The sequence below is a fragment of the Affinirhizobium lemnae genome, from assembly GCF_022968395.1.
GTDB classification, from domain to species: domain Bacteria; phylum Pseudomonadota; class Alphaproteobacteria; order Rhizobiales; family Rhizobiaceae; genus Neorhizobium; species Neorhizobium lemnae.
Genome location: NZ_JALJQZ010000055.1, coordinates 1 through 21761 on the forward strand (window position 1 = coordinate 1; position 21761 = coordinate 21761).

General features: G+C 57.6%; 21 protein-coding genes. 7 read left to right on the forward strand and 14 right to left on the reverse strand.

The window, feature by feature from the left end; all coding sequences use genetic code 11:
* Window positions 1-266: 266 nt before the first annotated feature.
* The 11 genes from MUU53_RS20485 to MUU53_RS20535 all read right to left on the reverse strand — a co-directional run bounded on the left by MUU53_RS20485 (window position 267) and on the right by MUU53_RS20535 (window position 11297).
* Window positions 267-752, reverse strand: a complete 486-nt coding sequence (locus tag MUU53_RS20485) for a F0F1 ATP synthase subunit B (RefSeq protein WP_247262528.1) — start codon at window positions 750-752, stop codon at window positions 267-269.
* 4 nt (window positions 753-756) lie between these two features.
* Window positions 757-1359, reverse strand: a complete 603-nt coding sequence (locus tag MUU53_RS20490) for a F0F1 ATP synthase subunit B (RefSeq protein WP_247262529.1) — start codon at window positions 1357-1359, stop codon at window positions 757-759.
* A 77-nt stretch (window positions 1360-1436) separates the two neighbouring features.
* A complete protein-coding gene (locus MUU53_RS20495) occupies window positions 1437-1664 on the reverse strand; it encodes a F0F1 ATP synthase subunit C (RefSeq protein ID WP_010026583.1) in 228 nt (75 codons plus the stop codon).
* Between the two features lie 66 nt (window positions 1665-1730).
* Window positions 1731-2483, reverse strand: coding sequence for a F0F1 ATP synthase subunit A (locus MUU53_RS20500; RefSeq protein ID WP_247262530.1), 753 nt, complete (start codon window positions 2481-2483; stop codon window positions 1731-1733).
* A 61-nt stretch (window positions 2484-2544) separates the two neighbouring features.
* Complete coding sequence (locus MUU53_RS20505; RefSeq protein ID WP_247262531.1) at window positions 2545-2901, reverse strand: AtpZ/AtpI family protein; 357 nt, start codon at window positions 2899-2901, stop codon at window positions 2545-2547.
* Between the two features lie 231 nt (window positions 2902-3132).
* A complete protein-coding gene (locus MUU53_RS20510; protein WP_247262546.1) occupies window positions 3133-4305 on the reverse strand; it encodes a cell wall hydrolase in 1173 nt (390 codons plus the stop codon).
* A gap of 410 nt (window positions 4306-4715) precedes the next feature.
* The gene (locus tag MUU53_RS20515) at window positions 4716-6629 is read right to left on the reverse strand and encodes a potassium transporter Kup (protein ID WP_377307308.1); all 1914 of its coding nucleotides are present in this window, start codon (window positions 6627-6629) and stop codon (window positions 4716-4718) included.
* 15 nt (window positions 6630-6644) lie between these two features.
* Window positions 6645-7616, reverse strand: coding sequence for a magnesium transporter CorA family protein (locus MUU53_RS20520; protein ID WP_247262532.1), 972 nt, complete (start codon window positions 7614-7616; stop codon window positions 6645-6647).
* Between the two features lie 167 nt (window positions 7617-7783).
* A complete protein-coding gene (locus MUU53_RS20525; RefSeq protein WP_247262533.1) occupies window positions 7784-8956 on the reverse strand; it encodes an Mrp/NBP35 family ATP-binding protein in 1173 nt (390 codons plus the stop codon).
* A gap of 654 nt (window positions 8957-9610) precedes the next feature.
* Entirely contained in the window at window positions 9611-10345 is a 735-nt protein-coding gene (locus tag MUU53_RS20530) for a helix-turn-helix transcriptional regulator (RefSeq protein ID WP_281435209.1), read from the reverse strand.
* Between the two features lie 166 nt (window positions 10346-10511).
* Entirely contained in the window at window positions 10512-11297 is a 786-nt protein-coding gene (locus MUU53_RS20535) for an IclR family transcriptional regulator (RefSeq protein WP_247262535.1), read from the reverse strand.
* Between the two features lie 117 nt (window positions 11298-11414).
* Here MUU53_RS20535 and MUU53_RS20540 point away from each other — a divergent pair, with 117 nt between their 5' ends.
* The 5 genes from MUU53_RS20540 to MUU53_RS20560 all read left to right on the forward strand — a co-directional run bounded on the left by MUU53_RS20540 (window position 11415) and on the right by MUU53_RS20560 (window position 15474).
* The gene (locus tag MUU53_RS20540; protein WP_247262536.1) at window positions 11415-12191 is read left to right on the forward strand and encodes an SDR family NAD(P)-dependent oxidoreductase; all 777 of its coding nucleotides are present in this window, start codon (window positions 11415-11417) and stop codon (window positions 12189-12191) included.
* On the forward strand, window positions 12191-13105 hold the full coding sequence (locus MUU53_RS20545; protein ID WP_247262537.1) for a 2-dehydro-3-deoxygalactonokinase: 915 nt from the start codon (window positions 12191-12193) through the stop codon (window positions 13103-13105). The genes MUU53_RS20540 and MUU53_RS20545 overlap by 1 nt, the downstream gene beginning before the upstream one ends.
* Before the next feature lie 12 nt (window positions 13106-13117).
* Window positions 13118-13756, forward strand: a complete 639-nt coding sequence (locus tag MUU53_RS20550) for a 2-dehydro-3-deoxy-6-phosphogalactonate aldolase (protein WP_247262538.1) — start codon at window positions 13118-13120, stop codon at window positions 13754-13756.
* Window positions 13753-14640, forward strand: a complete 888-nt coding sequence (locus MUU53_RS20555) for an SMP-30/gluconolactonase/LRE family protein (protein ID WP_247262539.1) — start codon at window positions 13753-13755, stop codon at window positions 14638-14640. Before MUU53_RS20550 ends, MUU53_RS20555 begins: the two co-directional genes overlap by 4 nt.
* A 204-nt stretch (window positions 14641-14844) precedes the next feature.
* Window positions 14845-15474 (forward strand): PRC-barrel domain-containing protein, encoded by a 630-nt coding sequence (locus tag MUU53_RS20560; protein ID WP_247262540.1) that lies wholly within the window; start codon window positions 14845-14847, stop codon window positions 15472-15474.
* A 67-nt stretch (window positions 15475-15541) separates the two neighbouring features.
* Here MUU53_RS20560 and MUU53_RS20565 read toward each other — a convergent pair whose 3' ends face one another.
* The 3 genes from MUU53_RS20565 to MUU53_RS20575 form a co-directional block, all read right to left on the reverse strand.
* Window positions 15542-16078 carry a hypothetical protein gene (locus MUU53_RS20565; RefSeq protein WP_247262541.1) on the reverse strand — a complete coding sequence of 179 codons (537 nt, stop codon included), beginning with the start codon at window positions 16076-16078 and terminating at the stop codon, window positions 15542-15544.
* An 80-nt stretch (window positions 16079-16158) separates the two neighbouring features.
* Complete coding sequence (locus tag MUU53_RS20570) at window positions 16159-17526, reverse strand: putative bifunctional diguanylate cyclase/phosphodiesterase (protein ID WP_247262542.1); 1368 nt, start codon at window positions 17524-17526, stop codon at window positions 16159-16161.
* A gap of 80 nt (window positions 17527-17606) precedes the next feature.
* Window positions 17607-19271, reverse strand: coding sequence for a response regulator (locus MUU53_RS20575; protein ID WP_247262543.1), 1665 nt, complete (start codon window positions 19269-19271; stop codon window positions 17607-17609).
* Between the two features lie 287 nt (window positions 19272-19558).
* On the opposite strand from MUU53_RS20575, the gene mutL reads away from it, so the two are divergent.
* Window positions 19559-21391 carry a DNA mismatch repair endonuclease MutL gene (gene mutL / locus MUU53_RS20580; RefSeq protein WP_247262544.1) on the forward strand — a complete coding sequence of 611 codons (1833 nt, stop codon included), beginning with the start codon at window positions 19559-19561 and terminating at the stop codon, window positions 21389-21391.
* Between the two features lie 54 nt (window positions 21392-21445).
* Window positions 21446-21685, forward strand: a complete 240-nt coding sequence (locus MUU53_RS20585) for a DUF2093 domain-containing protein (RefSeq protein WP_247262545.1) — start codon at window positions 21446-21448, stop codon at window positions 21683-21685.
* The last annotated feature ends 76 nt before the right edge of the window (window positions 21686-21761 follow it).

The window sequence follows — 21761 nt, forward strand, 5'->3', positions numbered from 1 at the left end:
ATCTCCAAAATCAGCTTTGAATCCGATTTGCGCTCTTTTGGGAATCCCAATCCTTAAATCATCACCACGACCTAGATTCAACGTTCTGATCCCCGCACCTCACCCCAGCAGCCTGCCCGCGATTCATGCTGTTCGGTTCGCAGGACGATGCTACTACCCCGGATTGGCCAAGATCCCACGCATTCCACCGGATCGTCACCACAGGCTCCAAACGCGAAAAAGGCCGGGTTGCCCCAGCCTTCTTGCAAACTCAGATGTCTGAAAGATCAGTTCAGGCGAGCCTTCACCTGACCGACGGACTGAGAGAACAGGGCCTGCTGCGTGGCGGCATCAGCCTTGGCAGCAATGACCTTTTCGGCAGCGGCAACAGCCAGATCGACAGCGGCGGCGCGAACGGCGCCGATCGCATCGGCTTCTGCCTGGCGGATCTTCTGTTCCGAAAGAGCATTGCGGCGCGCGACGAATTCCTCCGTCTTCTGACGGGCTTCTTCTGTCAGGGCAGCGGCTTCACGTTCTGCGGAGGCAACGATGGCAGCCGCTTCAGCTTCGGCTTCCTTGCGCTTGCGCTGGTATTCGGCGAGCAGAGCCTGCGCCTCTTCACGAAGACGCTTGGCCTGATCGAGTTCCTCGCGGATGTTGGCGGCGCGCTTGTCCAGCGACGAGGCCATCATGCCAGGAACCTTGAGGTATACGAGAAGAAGAAGGAAGAGAACAAGGCCTACTAAGGCGAAGAATGATGCATCAAATGCCATGATATCAGGCTCCTACCTTTGCGGTTGCAACTGCAGCCCTGACGTCTTCGGCGCTGGCCTTGGGACCAATGAGCTGGTCGACAATCGTAGACGCGGTTTCTTCGGCAATCGCACCGACTTCTGCAAAAGCAGCAGCCTTGATTTCAGAAATGCGGGCTTCGGCGGCGGCCAGCTTGCCAGCCAGTTCAGCTTCGATGGCTGCACGGTCGGCGTTGGCCTTGACCTTCGCTGCTTCACGAGCGCTTTCGGCAATCGCACCGGCCTTGGAACGGGCTTCCGCCAATTCCTTCTCGTAGGTGGCGACGGCAGCGTCTGCTTCAGCCTTCAGACGGGAGGCCTCATCGAGATCCTGTGCAATCCGGTCATGACGGTGTTCGAGAATGCCACCGATGCGGGGCACGATCACCTTCTGCATGAGCAGATAGAAAAGACCGAAAGTGATGACGAGCCAGAGCAGCTGCGAAGCATAGGTCGACTGGTCGAAAGGCGGGAATACGCCAGTGCCATGCTCATTGTGAGCGACACCCGTCTCCGTATGCACTTCACCTTGCGTGGCGCCATTGGCCGGCGCAGCTTGTTGCGCAAATGCCGGTGTCACGAACATCATCACCTCCAGGGGGGTATTCAATAGGAAGGATCACGGCACACATCGTGGCGGCCGTGATCTGATCGTTTTGCCGGTTATTAGACGGCGAACAGCAGGAGGAGCGCTACGAGCAGCGAGAAGATGCCCAGAGCTTCCGTAACGGCGAAGCCGAATACCAGACGGCCGAACTGGCTGTCAGCAGCAGACGGGTTGCGAAGAGCGCCGGAGAGGTAGTTGCCGAAGATGTTGCCGAGGCCGAGAGCCGTACCAGCCATGCCAAAGCAAGCCAGACCTGCACCGATGAACTTTGCTGCTTCCGCTTCCATGTGTGAACTCCTTAGAATGGTTTGTTGCGGCGGTTGACTGACGCTTCAATACGCCAATGTCGTTCCTCAGTGGCCGCCTGGGTGAACTGCATCGTTGAGGTACATGCATGTGAGTACCGCAAAGACGTAGGCCTGCAGGAAGGCTACGAGGAATTCCAGACCGGTCAGAGCGACCGTCATGATCAGGGGCAATGTCGCGCCACCGATACCGATTGCACCCAGGGTTCCAAGCGAAGCGACGAAGCCCGCGAACACCTTGAGGGTGATGTGTCCCGCCAGCATGTTGGCAAAAAGACGAACCGACAGCGAAATCGGACGGGACAGGAATGAGATGATTTCGATCGCGACAACCAGCGGCAGGAGCACACCCGGAACACCGCTTGGCACGAAAACATTGAGGAAGTGCAGACCGTGCTTGTAGAAACCGTAGACGACAACAGTGCCGATGACGAACAGCGCCAGCGCGAAGGTGACGATGATCTGGCTGGTAACCGTGAAGAAGTACGGGAACATGCCGAGCAGGTTTGCCGTCAACACGAACATAAAGAGCGAGAAGACCATCGGGAAGAACTTCATCCCGTGGCTGCCCGCACCTTCGCGCAGCATGGACGCAATGAACTCATAGGAGAGCTCGGCAACCGACTGCGAACGACCCGGGATCAGGCCGCGATTGGCAGTCGAGAAGTAGAGAAAACCGGCAGCACAGGCAACCGTGGCGACCATAAACAGGGACGCATTGGTAAAGGAGAAATCGATACCACCAACTTCGATTGGCACGATCTTGAAGATCTGGAACTGATGCGTCGGGTCGTTCGCCACCGCTCTACCTTTTCTTTCCTCATGGCCGCCGCAATTGGCAGCTAGCCTCTAAATCTGAGCCTTAGCGCTTGTGGTTCATATCACCGCCGCGAGAAACACCCGGATCCGGGGTTGCGACCATGCCCATGGCACGAAGCACGTTCAGCACTCCGGCACAGAAACCGAGAAGAAGAAGTATGATCATCCCCCAAGGCGTCGTGCCGACAAAACGGTCGATCAGATAGCCAAGCATGGCGCCAACAGCGATAGCAGCAATGAATTCGGAAGAAATCTTCAACCCGAGAGCCATTCCCTTACGGCTTTCCTCGGATTGCTTTTCCTTCGCGGTTTCAATCGCCTCGCTGCGTTCCCTTGCCGCCAGTTTTGCGGAAAGAGCATCGCGTCGTTGCTCCAGACTATCGTCATCGTTGTCGGTCATGCGCCTCTCCCTGGCTCCAGCAGACCGAATTTTCGGTCTTAAGCCTCTCTCGAAGCCTTGGGAAATAGCGCCTTCCGGCCCGTTTTGAAGTCGGGCGCAACATAGTTTTGCGCGCCCCCATAGTCAAGGCGTTAACCGACACTCATCCAGAACAAATTTATGACGAAAAATCAACTACTTGAGATTAAGAACGATTAGTACGTCCTGTAGAAGTCGCGGAATCGACGGTCCTCAGCTCCAGCCGCCGCCATAGGTGCGGTAGAAGACATGCAGTCCGATACGGCCTACCTTTTTCATGGTCGGTGCCCAATTGGGGCGGACATAGACCGCATGGTAGTGAGTTGCGGAACCGACTTCCTTCAACCATATCTTGCCGGCCGTGGTTGCCATGGCCACTTCACGTGCCATTTTCCAGTGTTCTTCCGAGCGGATACGATCCTTGATGTTGTCACAGGCGAAGGAGAACTGGCAGCGGTTGCGCCAATCCTCGTTCTGGTAGACGACGCCGCAGATCGTCTTGGGATAAGCGGGATTGCGCACGCGATTGAGGATAACCTGAGCGACGGCCGCCTGGCCCTTCACCGATTCGCCGCGAGCCTCGAAGTAGATGCCGGATGCAAGGCACTGTTGCTCCTGCGGGGAAAAGGCATCTGGCGGCAGGGGCGTTGCCGCCCATGTATGGTCCTCAGGTCCAATATCCGGGATGAAACGACCGTCATCCTTTTTTTCCGTCAGGATCGCATCGAAAGGCGATTGCCGTGCGTAGTCGGGCTTGGCTGGAGCATAGGCCGTGGCAAGGATATCGGCTTTCGGATTGGTGACGAGTTTTGCCACCATGGGTGAAAGACCGGCATCGGGTTTCTTTTCCTCCGAGCGGCGGAAATAGAAGGCAGCGAGTTTCACCTCTTCGCTGGCCTTCGGCGCCTTGGCAAACGCAACCTGATCTTCGGCGCGGATGACGGGGGCGAGAAGCGAACTGCTTCGCTGCAGAATGGAGCCGGCACTGAAGGCCCGCGGCGGCAACATGGGTACGACGGCCACCACCCTTCCCTTCTTCTGGGCACGGTTCACCCGGTCTTCGTCGGGAATATGCTGATCTTCCTTCTTGCCCGCCACGATGGCAATCTTCTGGCCGTTGGGCAGGCTGAAGCCAGCATCGGACACAATGCGGTCTTCACCCGGAGGGAAGGCAAGCTCTGCCGAATGGATAGACCCCGCAGGTGATTTCGTCATCACCATGCGCCACTGCGCACCGGAGCGTTCAAAACCGGAGAGGAGATCACTCAGATCCCCGTGCGCGGGGAGGCTGGGGAATGACAACCAGGCAATGAGACCAAAAAGGGTGGGGGCTGCCCAGCGGTCGGCAAGCGAAATCCGCTTTCGGGCGATATTTCTCAAACGCAGCACAAGACAACTCCAACACGTCAACTCTTGAGCGTGGAGAATCTAATATTAACCCTAATGGACGGTTAATATCAAATGTCGATGATATGAACCGATTGCGTGGGACCGGAGACCTTCATCCGAGGAGGAGCATACCGGAGAGCGATGCGCCTGCATCGGTCGAGGATTGCGACAAAGTCGGTGGAGGAAATCCGGCCCATCCAGAGGACCGGGCGATTTTGGTCTTCGGACGTCGTCGAAAATCCGCGCCGGACCTTCGGGTCCGACTGTGGTTTTCTTCTCGCCGCAAACCAAAATCGCTCCGGCGCAATCGGTCCCTATCATCGACATTTGGTATGACCGATCAAAACGGTACGGTGGCGCTCACGCGGGTGTGACCTTTCCAGCTCACACCCGCGCATGAAACGCGATCAAATGATGACGTGGGAACCCAGCTCTACCACGCGGTTGGCAGGCAGATGGAAGTAATCAGAAGGATCAGTCGCGGTATTGGCCAGACCAATGAAGAGCCTGTCCTGCCACATGGGCATGCCTGATTCGGCATCCGGCACCAGCTTGCGGCGTCCGAGATAGAAGGACGTCGACATGATGTCGAACTTGATGCCGCATTTGCGCAGGTAACCCAAAGCCTGCGACACGTTGTGAGACTGCATGAAGCCGTAACGCAGTTCGATGAGCGTGAAGCGCTCGTTGAGCTTTTCGACAGAGAACGAATTCTCCTGTGCCACGCGCGGCTTGTTGACCGTGCGAATGGTCAGGATCACGTTTCTCTCATGCAGCACATGGTTATGCTTGAGATTGTGCATCAAGGCGGCCGGCGCGGATTCCGGATCGCTGGTCAGGAAGATCGCCGTTCCCGGTACGCTGACGGGTGCATGCTTGCTCTTGTTTTCGATGGATTTCTCGATGGAGGTGGCAAAGCTTGTCAGCGGCACGTCGATGCGTTTGGTCTTCTCGGCCAGAATGAGCGTGCCGCGCTTCCAGGTCCACATGATGATGGTGAAGCCAGCAGCCATCATAACCGGCACGTAGCCACCATCGTGGATCTTGAGCAGGTTTGCGCCGAGGAACACGACTTCGAGTGCAAGAAGCGGCGCAAGTGCCAGGGCCGCGACCCAACGCGGCCAGCGCCAACGGGCGCGAACGAATTCAAACGCCATAAGGGTGGTCACGACCATCGCACCCGTTACCGAAATACCATAGGCCGTGGCGAGCGCATCGGAACTTTCGAAGCCCAGAACGAGCGCGAGAACACCGATCAGGAGAACAAGATTGACGGCCGGCAGGAAGATCTGCCCGGTATTCGTTTCAGACGTGAACAGGATCTGCATGCGCGGCAGATAGCCGAGATGGATCGCCTGCCGGACAAGCGAAAAGCCCCCGGTTATCACCGCCTGGCTGGCGATAATCGTCGCGGCGGTGGCGAGCAAGACCATGGGCAGAAGCGCCCACGACGGGAACATCAGGTAAAACGGGTTCGACGCCGCTTCCGGGTTCTGCATGACCAGGGCTCCCTGCCCCAGATAGTTCAGGGTCAGCGCGGGAAAAACCAGCACGAACCAGGCCCACTGGATCGGACGACGTCCGAAATGGCCAAGGTCGGCGTAGAGCGCCTCGGCACCCGTGACGGTCAGGAAGACAGCGCCCAGAACGACGATCCCAAGGTACCCCTCGTTGAATAGAAAGGTAACGGCATAAACCGGGTTGAACGCATAAAGGATGCTGAGATCGTCGCTGATGTGCAGCACGCCCCCTAACCCCATGGCGATAAACCAGAGCGCCGTGATGGGTCCAAAAAACCGAGAAACCTTGGCCGTGCCCTGAGACTGGATTGCAAACAGACCGATGAGGATGACAATCGAGATCGGCAGCACCCATTCGTCGAAGGCGGGCGTCACCAGTTTCAGCCCCTCCACTGCAGAAAGAACCGATAGCGCCGGGGTGATCATGGCATCGCCGAGAAACAGTGCGGCCCCGATAAGGCCCAGGATGATGAGCACCATCTTGTTTCCGCCGGCCGTCTTGATCAGCATGGCCAGCAAAGACAGTGTTCCACCCTCGCCGTCGTTATCGGCGCGCAGCAGGAACAGGACATATTTGATGGTCACGATGATGGTGAGCGTCCAGATCATCAGGGAGATGATGCTGATGATCTCGACATTGGCCAGACCGTCGGCGGACACCGGCCGCAGCGCCTCGCGAAAGGCGTAGAGCGGACTGGTGCCGATGTCGCCATAGACGACGCCGATCGAACCCAGCGTGAGCGCCAGCATGTGCTTTAGGCTCTTGTCGTCGTGAACCTGTGCTTCAGTCTCGTGTGACATCCGAAGATCTGGCCTTTAGAGCCAGCCTTTCCAGCGGAAGAAGAAAAAGGGAATGATGGCGGAAAGCACCATGGCGAACAGGGCAAGCGGATAGCCCAGTTGCCAGGAGAGTTCCGGCATATGTTGGAAATTCATGCCGTAGATCGATGCCACGAGTGTTGGCGGCAGAAAGACAACCGAGGCAATCGAGAAGATCTTGATGATGGCATTCTGCTCGACATTGATCAGGCCCAGTGAAGCATCCAGGAGGAAGGCTATGTTACCTGCCACGAAACTGGCATGCTCCGAAAGAGTCGTGACGTCCTGTGCGACCGTTGCACACAGTTTGCGCACGTCCTCGTCCTTCTGGATGACAGAGGCATTCTGCAAAAAGGTCAGCAGGCGAGAGAGCGAGCCGAGACTGTCACGCACCTTTCCGACAAGGCGGTGAACCTCGGCGATTTCCGCCAGCTTGCTTTCCAGGAATTTCGGCGGGCGCCGCTCGGTTCGTTCGCGAAAGATATCCGTGGCGAGGTGATCCACCCGCGACACCACGGTCTCCATGATTTCCGCCGTACGATCCGCGATCGTCTCCAGAAGATGCGCGAGAAGTGTGCGCCCGTTGCAGATCTCCTCCGGTGCGCGGCCGAGGGCTGCGACAAAGAGGCTGAAGGACTTCGGGTCCGCGTAACGGACCGTGACAAGCCTATCCGTCGTGAGAATGAATGCGACGTCAGTGAGCTTGGAGTCCTTGCTGTCTGCGCGCCAGACCAGTGAACCGGTCATATAAAGCGCACCGTTTTCGGCATAAAGCCGACTGGACGGCTCGATATCCTTCAACTCGTCCCGGGTAGGGATCGAAATGCTGAGAAGCTGCTCGACGAACTGATCCTCCTGGGATGTCGGATGATGGAGATCAATCCACACAACATCTTCAGGAAGAAGAAATTCCGGCTTTTCGGGCGTCAGTTCGCTGACGGAACCGTTGGACAGGTAAGCGTTGATCACGGGCATCTCCGTGCCGGTGCATCATGCCCGGCACATTACAATAGTAGGACCTCAGTTCCGGTTCCCCGTCCCAAACGGAGGCGCGTATAAGACCTGCCCTCGGTAAATGCAAGCAAAACGAATCTTTGCCTGCATTTGTATCAAACTGAAGATGTCGACTTCGCAGGTTATTCGAAGACGATGTTTGGTGCAGGCCTTGCCCGGCGCCCTGCCAATTGTTCCCAAACCTGGCGAGCAATACCCTTGTATACTTCAGCGGCGGCACCGTTAGGGTCCGCCACGACGACAGGCGTTCCTGCATCGGATTTTTCACGGATATCCATGGTAAGCGGCACTTCGCCGAGGAATGGAACGCCGATGCGTTCGGCCTCGGCGCGAGCGCCGCCATGGCCAAAGATATCGTAGCGCTTGCCCGTATCCGGCGCGAGAAAATAACTCATGTTCTCAATGATACCGAGAAGCGGAACTTCTACTTTCTTGAACATGGCAATGCCCTTGCGCGCGTCGATCAGGGCGAGATCCTGCGGCGTCGACACGATGACGGCACCGGCAAGCGGTACCTGCTGCGCCATGGTCAGCTGGGCGTCGCCCGTACCGGGCGGCATGTCCACGATCAAAACATCGAGTTCGCCCCAGGCAACCTCGCGAAGCATTTGCAGAATGGCGGATTGCACCATCGGTCCGCGCCAGATCATGGCGGCATCCTCATCGACCAGATAGCCGATGGACATGGATTTCAGGCCATAATTCTCCATGGGCACAATGATGCGGTTGTCGATCTGCTTGGGCCGACCAGAGATCTTCAGCAGGCGCGGCACCGAAGGGCCGTAGATATCTGCATCCAGCAGGCCAACCTTAAGACCGTTGGCCATCAGACCCAGCGCCAGATTGACCGCGGTCGTGGACTTGCCGACGCCGCCCTTGCCGGATGCGACTGCGATGATGGCGCCGACACCAGGAACGCCAGCCTTCTGCGCTCGCCCGCCTTGCGCACCGTGTGAATGCCCGGCGTGAGAGTGGCCCGCATGAGAATTGCCCGGGCTCTGGGACGGCGCGGTTGCGGGCTTGGTAGCGGCGGCGGCTCCTGCCTTGCGGTCGGCCGTCAGGGTGACGAGTGCGCCCTTCACGCCCGGAATTGCCTTTACGGCCCGTTCGGCGGCTTGCCGCATGGGCTCCAGTTCTTCAGCACGTTCCGATGGCACGCTGATGGAGAAATAGACCTTGCCATCCGCGATGAAGACATCCGACACCATGTTGCGGGAGATGAGATCGCCTTCCAGATCCGGTCCGCGCACCTTGCGGAGTGTATCGATGACAAGATCCTTGGTTACTTCGGCCATACCCGCTCGCTCCTGCTGTCTCTCACCGGCAATTCTCGACCGATGATGTTACCGACTGCACATATAGTAATACCAAATGTCGACGATAGGGACCGATTGCGCCGGAGCGATTTTGGTTTGCGGCGAGAAGAGAACCACAGTCGGACCCGATGGTCCGTCGCGGATTTTCGACGACGTCCGAAGACCAAAAGCGCCCGGGATGGGCCGGATTTCCTCCACCGACTTTGTCGCAATCCTCGACCGATGCAGGAGCATCGCTCTCCGGTATGCTCCTCGTCGGATGAAGGTCTCCGGTCCCACGCAATCGGTTCATATCATCGACATTTGGTATAGGCGCTGCGATGAAAGCGCAACCGCCAAGTACAGGTGTGCGACATGTGAGACAATCGAGCTATGGCTGAAAACCAAAACGCCGGATGGCGCTGCTGCAGTTGCAAGACCGCGCTACGCCATCCGGCGGTTTTTTTGATCGCGCCTCTTTGTGCGCTTTCCAGTCCCCTCTGGACCGCAGCGAAAGATGCACGAAGCGTGCCAAACCAGATTTCGAGGATGAATCCCGGATTTTTGCGGAAAGGCCAAGTTGGGACCGGCCATGAAAGATTGGCGCTGCCGAAACTTTAAGCTACCTGCGAACCAGACGTCTGAAAATGCCTTTCAGACAATCAGATTGCCGCGGATCGCCTTGGCGACAGCCTGAGTGCGGTTGACCGCATTGAGCTTGCGGGTTGCGCGGTTGAGGTAGTGGTTGACGGTGTGCTCTGACAGGCCCAGGATTTCTGCGATTTCCGCGCTCGTCTTGCCTGCGGCTGTCCAAGTCAGACATGCAAGCTCGCGGTCGACCAGCTTGTCGCTGACCCGAATATCCTGCGAGCGCAGATGCGCCAGTTGCTGATAGACATGGTTGAGGCAATAGGAGAGCGCCATCATCTCATAGAGGGAAAAGTCGACCCCCTGCCCGCAAAGGCCTGCCCAACCCCGCTTGCCGGATAGATCATGGACCGGGAACACCGCACCGCTGTCCATTCCGAAACGGGCGAACAGTTCCCTCACCGCCTGGCTACCGCGCTCTTTTGCAAGTTCCTTAAGCTCGAAGCTGAAGGGCAGAACGCTTACCCGGATTCTGTGGATGACAGGACTATTGTTCAGAAATTTGTGCTGATCGAAAAGGGCAATGAGTTCAGGGGGGCAGTTGGTGATGATGGAGCTTGCGGAAATCTCGGTTACTGTGGCATCCGGCAAGTCTGCCACGAGAAACGCGCTGCAGTGAAAATGCTCGGAAAGCTGCCGCATCAGGCGAAAAATTTCAAATTGGGTCTGAATTTTCTCAAGGCTCGTTAGCCAATTGGCTACAAACGCCTGGTGTTTCGTAAATTCTGCAAATCCATCCATGGATTGGTTTCACATTGTCCGTGTATAAATTAAACCTAACGATTCATTAGCAAATCAAAATTAAAATAATTCCGTGTAATTTTTGGATGATTACAGAGAATTTCATAAGCTCTGATCTTCGATACACAATTGTATTACAAATATCGAGTCTCATTCTGAATCTTTATCATCTGTCCTGATGGACAGGACTGAGGCCGCAGGCCATGTCATCGGCGATCAGGCTTGCGGCTCTGCGCACAGGCGCAACCCATTTTTCACGCTCCAACGGCCCTGCCCTGAATACCGGTGCGGTGACCGAGATTCCCCCGATGAAATTCTGGGAAGGCACGACAATCGAAGCGGCTACGCAGCATATTCCGGCCTGATGTTCTTCCAGGTCTTCTGCATAGCCGCGTTGCCGGATCAGGCCCAAGGCGTTCTTAAGCGCGGCGGCATCTGCAATCGTACTGGCCGTGTAGCGATGAAAGCGCACTTGCTGAACGAGGTCTGCGAGACGATCTTCCGTCAGACACGAAATGGCTGCCTTGCCGATGCCGGTGCAGTAGACCGGCGATGCATTTCCCACCTGGGAATGCATGCGGACAGCCTGTCTGCTTTCCAGTTTGTCGAGATAGACGATTTCGGCTTCACGGAGCACTCCGAAATGGACGGTTTCCCCTGTCACATCATGCAACTGCTTCATGTGGGGCTCTGCCAGCTTGCGCGCGGTATTACGCGCCCAGGCCCGCGAGGCGAATTTCAGGAGACGGAGTCCCGGCTGATAGGCGCCGTCAGGAGATAGATCGACCAGACCCTCTACGACCAGATGACGCAGCTGCCGATGAAGACTGCCTTTCGGCTGGCCTGTCAGCTTCAACAGATCGCTGAACCGCAAGGCATCCTGCGCCGATGCAATGAGATCCAGCAGATGGATCGCCTTGCCTAAAGTGCCTGTCTCGTCGCTGGATGACATCGAAGCCTCGTTGTTCGTGCGCGCCTTCTTATTGACATCCAGACGACAATAGATGTTTTATTCCATATAGTCAAACACTGTTCCGAATAATGGAACTACCAGCTTGTCGTGGAACCAATGCGTTCGATATCCCCTGCCCCTTCCTTTTCCGATCTTCAGGATCGCGGCGTGCTGATCACCGGTGGCGGTTCCGGCATCGGTGCAGCGCTGACCGAAGCCTTTGCCATGCAGGGCGCCAGGGTCGCGTTCATCGATGTGGCGGAAGAGCCTTCGCGCCAGCTTGCCAGTGACCTTTCCAACCAGAGCAAGCATGCGGTTCATTATCTGAAGGCCGATCTTCGCAACGTGAGCGAAGTCCGCGCTGCGGTCGACGAGGCGGTGGCAAGGCTCGGCGGTCTGGGTGTGCTGATCAACAATGCGGCCAGAGACGACCGCCATGAGTTTCTCGACATGAGCGAGGACTATTGGGATGAAAACCAGGCCATCAACCTGAAACACATGGCATTTGCTGCCCAGGCTGCCGCACCCGCTCTTATCCGGGACGGCAGAGGCGCGATCGTCAACATGTCTTCCATCGCCTTCATGCTGAATATGGGGGCGATGCCGAGCTATACGACCGCCAAGGCCGGCGTTCTCGGCCTGACAAAGAGCCTGGCTGGACGTCTGGGGCCGGAGGGTGTGCGCGTGAATGCCATCCTGCCGGGCATGGTGGTAACAGAACGGCAATTGAAGCTCTGGCTGACGGAAGATGGCATGGCCGCGATGCGTGATCGGCAGTGCCTCAAACGTAATCTTTTACCCGCCGACATCGTGGGACCATGCCTGTTCCTGGCATCGTCCGCATCGGTGGGAATGACTGCACAATGGATAACCGTAGATGGAGGAGTGCTCTGATGAATGAGCCCGCCTATGTGGCTGTAGACTGGGGCACCTCCAGCTTCCGGCTGTGGCTGATGGACAGAGACGGCAATGTGCTGGCGGAGCGCCGCAGCGGCGAAGGGATGACGACGGCGGCCTCCATGGGCTTTGGCACTGTCCTGTCCTCTCATCTGCAGGCCGTTCAGGCAAGTGCTGCCCTGCCCGTGGTTATCTGCGGCATGGCGGGAGCTCGACAGGGTTGGGTCGAGGCCGGTTATGTCGATGTCCCGGCAAGGCTTTCGACGGTTCTTTCAAATGCTGTCCGCGTTCCGGCGGAAGAGCGGGACATCTGGATCCTGCCAGGGATCGCCCAGCGCAGCGATACCATGCCTGATGTCATGCGCGGCGAGGAAACCCAGTTGCTGGGCTCTGCCGGCACCGTCAGCCAACGGCTTGTCTGCATGCCGGGAACGCATTCGAAATGGGTGGGCGTAGATGACGATGTCGTCACCAGCTTTTCGTCATTCATGACCGGCGAAGTCTTCGACGCTCTGTCGAAGCACACGATCCTGAAACATGCCATGGCTGAGGCTGACAGTTTCGATGGTTCCCATCCGGCCTTCATCGCTGCGGTGAGACATGCACGCGAAAACCCGGCCATGTTCACCAATCTCATTTTCACATGCCGGTCGGGACAGCTGTTGCACGGGCTGGATGCAACCTCGGCGGCGGCTAGGCTATCGGGCCTGCTGATTGGTACAGAATTCGCTGGCGGACTTTCCATTGCCGGAACAGACGCGACGGTTCAGCTGGTCGCATCCGGTAAGCTGCAAACTCTGTATGAAGCCGCATTCGCCGCCCTCGATCTCGACTTCGAGACCGTGGATGCGGATCTCGCCGTTCGCAACGGGCTTGCCTCAGCTGCCCATTCTCTATTCTTCGCGCATTAAAAGGATTTCGACATGAGCCGTATCCCTTTTCCAGACATGAAGCGTCCGCTCGTGGCCATCCTGCGCGGGTTGAAACCGGAGGAAACGCAGGCCGTGGTCGGCGGTCTGATCGAGACCGGTTTTACCGCCATCGAGATTCCGCTTAATTCTCCGGATCCGTTCCGCTCTATCGAAATCGCCGCGAAGATGGCGCATGCCGACTGCCTGATCGGCGCCGGAACGGTACTGACAGTCGAAGATGTTCAATCGCTGGAAAACGCGGGCGGCAGATTGATGGTGAGCCCGAATGTGGAGCCGGAGGTGATTTCGCTAGCGACGGCAAAGGGCATGATCACGCTACCCGGTTGCTTTACTGCGACCGAGGCGCTGGCTGCCGCAAAAGCAGGCGCAACGGGCTTAAAATTCTTCCCCGCCAGCGTTCTTGGTCCGTCCGGCATCAATGCCATCCGTGCAGTTTTGCCGAAGGATCTGCTGATTGCAGCCGTGGGCGGCGTATCCGACACCAACTTCGCCGAATATGTCAAAGGTGGCATTACGGCCTTTGGTCTGGGCTCCAGCCTGTACAAGCCGGGCATGAGCGCTGAGGACGTTATTGCCAAGGCGCGCATCACCATCGAGGCCTATGATCGCGCCGTGGGAGAAGCCGCATGACGGAAATCTTCGACTTCAAAGGTAGCGTCCTGTCGGATCATCCTTGCATGCTGGGCGAAGGTCCAACCTACGACCCGCACACGAAGACGCTCTACTGGTTCAACATTCTTGGTCAGGAACTGCATGAGCTTTCGCTGGATACCGGCGAGAAGAAGCTGCATGCCCTGCCCTGCAAGGCAAGTGTTCTGGCCCGCATCGACGGCGAGCGGCAATTGCTGGCAACTGAGCGCGGACTGATGATCCGCGAGCGCGCAACAGGCGTTCTATCTCCCTATCTGGAACTTGAACCAGCCCATATGGGAAATCGCTCCAACGACGGGCGCGTGCACCAGAGCGGCGCCCTGTGGATCGGCACGATGGGGCTGAAAGCTCAGGACGGCGCGGGTTCGATCTATCACGTTGCGGGAAACCAGGTCACCCGCATCTTCACCGGGATCAGCATTCCCAACAGCATCTGCTTTTCACCGGACGGGGCAATCGGCTACTTCACCGATACACGCAATAGCCGCATCATGCGGGTTGCGCTCGATGCCAAGACCGGCCTGCCGACCGAACAGGCTTCGGTCTTCATCGACACCGGCAGCCGGGAGGGCGGAGCAGACGGTTCCGTGTGTGATGCCGAGGGAGCGCTTTGGAATGCGCGCTGGGGTCAATCCGCAATCGACAAATATGCGCCCGACGGGACTCATCTTGCGCGATATGCGCTGCCCACCGCGCGGACAAGCTGCCCGGCCTTTTTTGGCGAAAATGCCAGCCGCATATTCGTGACCTCCGCCTTCGAGGGAGCAACAGCACAGGAACGCGAAATCGACCCGAAGGCTGGCTTCACTTTCGATCTGGGAATCGATGTGAACGGTCGTTTCGAGCCCGATTTCAAGCTCTGAACTCCTTGCGTGACCCTTTTTCGGCAGACCAAAAAGACAGCCGCAACCACGACAAGGCGAAAATGTTCCGGCATTTTCGCCTATATTTTTAGCAACTTTTAACGGAACCTCCCCTCTTCAGCGACATTCTCCTTTCGAACCGGCGCGGTGAAGAACACTCCAAACCGCGCTTCAAGAGCAAAAACCAAGGAAGGTATGTTCGAGATGAAGAAGACCCTTAGCACCATGGCAGCCGCCGCCGTACTGATGGCCTCTACCGCAATCGCGCCGGCATTTGCACAGTCCAGCACCACTGCCCCGGCCGCGACGCCGAACGCCCAGCAGATGGACACGACGATGCCAAAGGCTTCCGGCACAACGAATAGCGGTGCGATGAACAGCACCTCTGGCACGGCTTCGACAACATCTGCCGCCGCCGCCGGTGAATATATCACGCAGCAGAGCGAAACGCAGATCAGCGCCAACGACTACATCGGCAAGGCGATCTATAACGCCGAGAACAACAGCATCGGCGATGTAAACGACCTTATCCTGGAAGAGAACGGCGGCATCGTCGCAGCAGTGGTCGGCGTTGGCGGCTTCCTCGGCATCGGTGAGAAAGACGTTGCAGTTCCAATGAGCAAGCTCACCATGTCGCGCGATGAAAACAACAATGTGCGCCTCACAACCACCGAGACAGCAGATTCCCTGAAGGCTGCTCCGGAGTTCAAGACACTGAGCGATCAGCAGGCTGAAATGCGCTCCAACGCAACCGATACCACGACCACGTCTTCGACGAATGGCGCGGCACCGGCAGGCAACGCCACTACCCCGTCGACGCAGGCCCGCCCATAACGGGCAGCCTCTGGAACGAGAGACACGTTGTCAACTTAATAGGGCGGGGCCTCGGCACCGCCCTTTTTTATGCTGATTTGATACGATAGACGCCAGTGGCGTCTACTGCCACCAGGCCACGTCCGGTTTCGGAATATGAAATAATTCCTAGATTGCGCTTCAGTGCTTCTGTCACTTTGTCGTCTCGATCCGGATCTGAAGCGCTATCGATAATATCGGTGATCTTGATCCCGAGCTCATCCAAGCCGAGATCCCTTTCGAGGGCCAGAATAGCTTGGTCGCCACCTTTGAGTTTAAGCTGCAGCAGGGAATCGCGCATCGCAGCGACGAAGTCTTTATTGTCCGAAAAATCGTCGCGTGTGACCCCGAGAGCCTCGGCTGTACGATCGATCAGCTCCAACTTGCTTTTGGTGAGATTGGTGGAATTGACGCTAAAAAGAGCGTCCGAAACCTCTTTGCTCTCTTCCAATGTGGCTGACCCGGCCGTCTGCCCATTGGCGGTCAGTGTCAAGTCTGTGGATTCGGGTGTTCTGGCCGTACCAGAAGAGGGGGTAAGCGGTTGACGCAGCAGCAATAGCGCTGTTTGCCGAGGATCGATAATCATGGAAACTCACTGACTGCAATTTCCAGAGGAATTCTACTAACTCAGAGTTAACGAGGTGTTAAACCGTCTCACCAGACGCTTCATGCAATCTCGCGGGTGGTCACGGTAAAGTCGCGATAGTTGCGTTCAAGATAGGCCAGCGTCGCGGCAGCATCGACCGGACGACCGTAGAAATAGCCCTGCCCCATGGAACAGCCGAGCGCCTTGAGTTTTTCAGCGTCGGCTTTCCCCTCGATGCCCTCTGCAACAACCTGCAGATCAAGTCCATCACACATGGCGATGATTGCCTTCACAATATGTTCCGACGCCCGATCCGTGGTGATGCGGGATACGAATGCGCGGTCGATCTTGACCTTGTCGAAGGTGAAGTCCCGCAAACGCCCGAGGCTGGATTGGCCGGTACCGAAATCATCGAGCGATATTCGCACACCCGCCTGCCGCAGCTCTGCGATGATGCGCTCTGCCGTGTCAGCGGACGTCATCACGGCTGTTTCGGTGATTTCAAGCTCGAGGCGAAGGGGATCGAGACCGACACGCGCCAATGTCGCAAGAATGGTTGGAGCGGTCGTCGGATCCATCAACTGAGCGGACGACAGATTGAAAGAGAGAAACAGTTCGCGTGGCCAGGAAAGAGCCGCTTCTGCCGCCTTGCGCAGCAGCGTTTCCGATAGGGCATCGATAAAGCCACGCTCCTCTGCCAGAGGCACGAACACGGCGGGAGAGACAAAGCCAAGATCGGCATCGATCCAGCGGGCCAGCGCTTCAAAGCCCACGACCGATCCATCCCGGATACGCACGATGGGTTGGAAATGCACATCAACCGCATCCGCCATGATGGCGTTTCGCAAAGCCTGCTCCAACTGAGTGGAGCGCTTCATTTCCTGGGCGATCTCGCGGGAATAGACCGTGATTTGCCCGCGCCCACGACGCTTCGAGCGGTAAAGCCCGGTTTCGGCGCTTTTCAGCAGTTCGTCGAATTCTTCTCCTGCAAACGGATAGATGGCAAAACCGAAGGATGCCGAGAGGCGCACGTTGCGATCTCCCAGATCGTAGGGCGCCGAGAGCACTTCCCGGATCATCAGGCCAATGCGTTCGGCGCTTGTCTTCTCAAAGACCAGAGGCAGCAGGAAAGCAAATTCGTCGCCCTCGTGCCTGGTGACCGTTGCTCCATCGGGGATGCAGGCCTTAAGACGATGGGCAACCTGACACAGGATCTCGTCGCCTGCCTGCGAGCCGAAAAGATCGTTGATCGGCTTGAACCCGTCGAGATTGGCAATGCCGATCGTAAACGGCGCAGGGTCTTCTGCACGCTCGGAGACAAGAGCGCGGACCTTTTCGCGCAGGCGGTGACGATTCCCGAGCCCTGTCAAAGGATCGCGATAGGCCAGGACCTGAAGTTCGTTATGCGTCACCTGTGGCAATGCGGCCGCCGCTTGTTTGTTCGCCACGACTTTTTCTGTCGCATCCCGCAGAATGATGCTGAATGATTAATAAAAATTTAGGATCGGCTCTACTTTGCACACAAGTTTTATGCACGCTTGGCGGCGCCACCGGCGTCAGTAAAATACTTGCGGAACTTTTCTTCAAGAATATCGGGACTTAGCGGCTTCATCACCACATCGTTCATGCCCGCGGCCCAGCAGGCATCCCTGTCGCCCTCTACAGCCGGTGACAGAACGCCAATGATCGGCGTACGCCCCGGGATCTCTTCCGTCTCGCGAATCTTGGAGGCGGCTTCGTATCCATTGAGCTTCGGCAGAGTTACATCCATCAACACGATGCGCGGGCTGAGTTCGCGCCAGAGGCGCACTGCCTCCTCCCCATCGCCTGCGATAACATAGGTATAACCGAAACCTTCGAGGATCTGGGAGAAGACAATGCGATTGACGGCATTGTCTTCGGCGACCAGCACATCGACAGCCGCATCTGCCGCTACCTGCCATTCGACATCGAGTTCTTCGTCTACCTTGTCGCCCTTGGGACGTAACAGATGCCGGGTGATCTTGGACAACAACTCGCGTTCCATCTGGAAGGCTTCGAAGACAAGTACATCAATGCCACTGGCCTGCGCCACCTCAAGGCATTCGAACGGCATGGCGCTGTCGATGGCAATGAGGTCGATCGTCATCTGACGCTCAGCCGCAACATCGGTGATCGCCGTCACCTCTTCGGCGCTTCGGGCCGACGTGGCGTCAAGACCAAGAGCCAGCATCTGTGGCAGACCATCTTGCTCGATCCTCATGTCTTCCGTCACGAGCAAGACACGTCGGCCGACAATCGGAAGCATCGGTGCGGGGGCTTCTTCCACCAAGGTATCTGGTGGCCGCATATCTGAATGAACGAAATCCAGCCCCTCCATTCCAGTGAAGATGGCATCGGCAGGCAGGCCACCGCCCAGAAGATCCGACAAATCCTCCATAATGGTAACGACCAAATATCGACCTGGTTTCCCCACCCTGAATTTGCGCGTCAGCATAGCTGTCGTGGAACCATCGACCCGTACCACGCGCTCGGCAATCTGAAATGGCTCCCCTGTTTCCAGAACCCGGGAATTGATACGGTCCACCCTGTCCGCCAGTTCCGGCGAAAGAAGCTCGCGGGCATTGCGGCCAAGAATATCTTCCGGAAGACGATTATAGAGCGCAGCACAGGAGCGGTTGACGCCGACATAGGTAAGGGAGCGATCCTTCACCAGGACTGGAAACGGCAGGTTTTCAAGGATTTCCTCGGTAACCTGCACACGTTCCAGATCAGCACGCCACTGATCTTCCCTTTTGCGATGCTCGGAGATATCCCGAAGCACGCAGACGCCAAGCCCGGAGGGGAAGCGACGGCGCGTCAGGCTCATCCACCGATCCGGTCCACGTCGCTCGGTTGTTTCGGAGCGCTCCTTCCAGAGGGCGGCAATTTCTCCCGCTATCCAGTCATCCCGTCCGACCGGGGCCCGCGTTTTGCGATCAGGCTTGGGAGGGGAATAGCCGCCATTGTCATAAATGGCGCCGAACAGTTCGCGAAGCCGCGCGCCCGGTGCAAGGAGATCCGGCTGCACGGGGAGAAAGGTACGCACCTGTGCACTGGCAAACAGGATAGTATCGTTCCGGTCATAGACGAGAAAGGCGCCCGAAATGGCATCGGCGACGATTTCAAGCAATTGTGACGGGAATTTGGTCTCCAGATGCGTGTTCTCGCTCATCGCGTACTCATCCTGTACCGATGGAAAACCTCCGTGAAGCGGAGCCGGCAGATACGCTGGGCCGGACGCATAATATTTATTCCTTACTACCCGACAAGAGAGAGAGATCGGATCGTTGTTCTCACCAAACTGAGTTAGACAGGAGCAAACTGGCGCGAAGCTGCCCCGGCCTTCGACTTTACTGATTAAGATTATCGCAAGGATGTTAAGCTCGACTTAATTGTCTGCGTAGGGGAGAACCATCGATGCGGGCTTCTCAAGCACAGGCAAATCCGAGACAATAGGCCATGCCTGTAAAACAACTGCCTGAAACCCTCATCAACCAAATTGCCGCCGGAGAGGTGATTGAGCGCCCCGCCAGTGCCGCAAAAGAACTGATTGAAAATGCCATCGATGCCGGTGCAACGCGCATAGAGATTGCGACGGCAGGCGGAGGCAAAAGCCTGATCCGCATTACCGATAACGGTTTTGGCATGACTGCGGACGACCTTGCGCTCGCGGTCCGCCGTCACTGCACCTCCAAGATCTCGGATACGCTCGACGATATCCGGACACTGGGCTTTCGCGGCGAGGCGCTGCCTTCAATCGGTTCGGTGGCGAAACTTTCCATTACAAGCAGGCAGGCAGGCTCTCAGACGGGTGTAGAAGTCTCCGTTGTAGGCGGCAAGATGGCGCCCGTGCGTCCGGCTGCTGCCAATCAAGGAACGGTGGTGGAGGTTCGCGACATCTTTTTCGCGACCCCTGCCCGGCTGAAGTTCCTGAAGACGGAACGTGCCGAAGCCGGAGCCATTACCGAAGTGGTGAAACGCATGGCAATCGCGTTTCCACATATCCGCTTCACATTGAGCGGTTCAGATCGTTCGACGCTGGAGTTTCCCGCAACGAGCGGCGATCCGCTCGGGCGGATGGCGCAGGTGCTTGGCGCCGACTTCAAGGACAATGCAATCGAGATCGACGCCCTGCGCGAGGATGTCGGCCTTACCGGCTTCATAGGTCTTCCCACCTTCAACCGCGGCAATTCCGGTCATCAGTATGCATTCGTCAACGGACGCCCGGTTCAGGACAAGCTGATCCTGTCGGCCATCCGGGGGGCCTATGCCGAAACCATTCCTGCCGGGCGCTATCCTGTTGCCGTGCTTTCGCTCACGCTCGATCCGGCTCTGGTGGATGTCAATGTTCATCCGGCTAAAGCGGATGTCCGTTTCCGAGATCCTGGGCTTGTTCGCGGCCTCATTGTCGGCGCGATCCGCGAGGCGCTGAACCGCGAGGGAGATCGTGCGGCAACGACAGGCACCGATGGTCTGCTGCGTGCCTTTCGTCCTGAGGCCGCACAGCCAGCCAATTGGACGAGATCGAGTTATAATGCCGGCTGGTCGGCGGCATCGTCACCCTCCCGCCCCCTCTCCACGACGCAGGACATGCGCTTCTCAGAGGCGCGGCAAAACTCCTTTCAGGACTTCGCGGCACCCAGCGCGAGGGTCTCCGAAACGTTAGACGCTGCCTATTCCAGCCCCACATCCTCGCCTGCTCCAGATACCGGCTATCGGCTGGGCGCAGCGCGCGCGCAGTTGCACGAGAATTACATCGTTGCGCAGACGGAGAATGGGCTTGTGATCGTCGATCAGCATGCCGCTCACGAAAGGCTGGTCTTCGAGGCCATGCGCAAGGCGCTGGAAAAGGACCGGCTGACCTCGCAGGTTCTTCTGATCCCGGAGATCGTCGATCTTCCCGAAGAAGAATGCGACCGGCTGATGATGCATGCGACAGAACTGGACCGTCTGGGACTTGCGATAGAACGGTTCGGTCCCGGAGCGATTGCCGTTCGCGAAACACCATCCATGCTGGGCGAGGTCGATGCGGCGAGCCTCATTCGCGATCTGGCAGACGAGATCGGGGAATGGAACACTGCGAATGGCCTCAGAGGCCGTCTGGAGCATGTGGCCGCCACCATGGCCTGCCATGGCTCCGTTCGCTCCGGGCGGCGACTTCGCCCCGACGAGATGAATGCGCTGCTGCGCCAGATGGAAGCGACGCCGGGATCTGGCCAGTGCAACCATGGACGCCCGACCTATATCGAACTGAAACTCAGCGATATCGAACGTCTTTTCGGACGCAGTTGAGCTTCCAGATTTTCGGCGTTACAAGCGCACATGATTTTTCGCAGGAGAAGACCGATGAACCGTTTTGAAGGCGGAGGCAGCCGCGAGGCGAAGATTCGTTATCTGGACGGCGACTACCAGATCCTGCAGCCGGGCTCCTTCGTGACCTGCGCCATGACCGGAGCCGCCATCCCTGTGGACGAATTGCGTTACTGGAGCGTGGCGCGACAGGAGGCCTATGCCGATTGCGCCTCTTCGCTGGAAGCAGAAAAGCGCGCCGGGGCGCTTCCCAACCAGCGACGGGCTCTATCCTGACCTAGGCGGTAGTGACGATTTAGCTATTTGAGCCAGATGGCGATGGCTGCGAGTTTGACGAATCCCATGAAGTTGG

Bases quoted from the DNA above. Each gene is read 5' to 3' on its own strand.
- MUU53_RS20485 (WP_247262528.1), bottom strand. From the start codon at position 752: ATGGCATTTGATGCATCATTCTTCGCCTTAGTAGGCCTTGTTCTCTTC.
- MUU53_RS20490 (WP_247262529.1), bottom strand. From the start codon at position 1,359: ATGATGTTCGTGACACCGGCATTTGCGCAACAAGCTGCGCCGGCCAAT.
- MUU53_RS20495 (WP_010026583.1), bottom strand. From the start codon at position 1,664: ATGGAAGCGGAAGCAGCAAAGTTCATCGGTGCAGGTCTGGCTTGCTTT.
- MUU53_RS20505 (WP_247262531.1), bottom strand. From the start codon at position 2,901: ATGACCGACAACGATGACGATAGTCTGGAGCAACGACGCGATGCTCTT.
- MUU53_RS20515 (WP_377307308.1), bottom strand. From the start codon at position 6,629: ATGTCACACGAGACTGAAGCACAGGTTCACGACGACAAGAGCCTAAAG.
- MUU53_RS20525 (WP_247262533.1), bottom strand. From the start codon at position 8,956: ATGGCCGAAGTAACCAAGGATCTTGTCATCGATACACTCCGCAAGGTG.
- MUU53_RS20530 (WP_281435209.1), bottom strand. From the start codon at position 10,345: ATGGATGGATTTGCAGAATTTACGAAACACCAGGCGTTTGTAGCCAAT.
- MUU53_RS20535 (WP_247262535.1), bottom strand. From the start codon at position 11,297: ATGTCATCCAGCGACGAGACAGGCACTTTAGGCAAGGCGATCCATCTG.
- MUU53_RS20540 (WP_247262536.1), top strand. From the start codon at position 11,415: ATGCGTTCGATATCCCCTGCCCCTTCCTTTTCCGATCTTCAGGATCGC.
- MUU53_RS20545 (WP_247262537.1), top strand. From the start codon at position 12,191: ATGAATGAGCCCGCCTATGTGGCTGTAGACTGGGGCACCTCCAGCTTC.
- MUU53_RS20550 (WP_247262538.1), top strand. From the start codon at position 13,118: ATGAGCCGTATCCCTTTTCCAGACATGAAGCGTCCGCTCGTGGCCATC.
- MUU53_RS20555 (WP_247262539.1), top strand. From the start codon at position 13,753: ATGACGGAAATCTTCGACTTCAAAGGTAGCGTCCTGTCGGATCATCCT.
- MUU53_RS20560 (WP_247262540.1), top strand. From the start codon at position 14,845: ATGAAGAAGACCCTTAGCACCATGGCAGCCGCCGCCGTACTGATGGCC.
- MUU53_RS20565 (WP_247262541.1), bottom strand. From the start codon at position 16,078: ATGATTATCGATCCTCGGCAAACAGCGCTATTGCTGCTGCGTCAACCG.
- MUU53_RS20575 (WP_247262543.1), bottom strand. From the start codon at position 19,271: ATGAGCGAGAACACGCATCTGGAGACCAAATTCCCGTCACAATTGCTT.
- mutL (WP_247262544.1), top strand. From the start codon at position 19,559: ATGCCTGTAAAACAACTGCCTGAAACCCTCATCAACCAAATTGCCGCC.
- MUU53_RS20585 (WP_247262545.1), top strand. From the start codon at position 21,446: ATGAACCGTTTTGAAGGCGGAGGCAGCCGCGAGGCGAAGATTCGTTAT.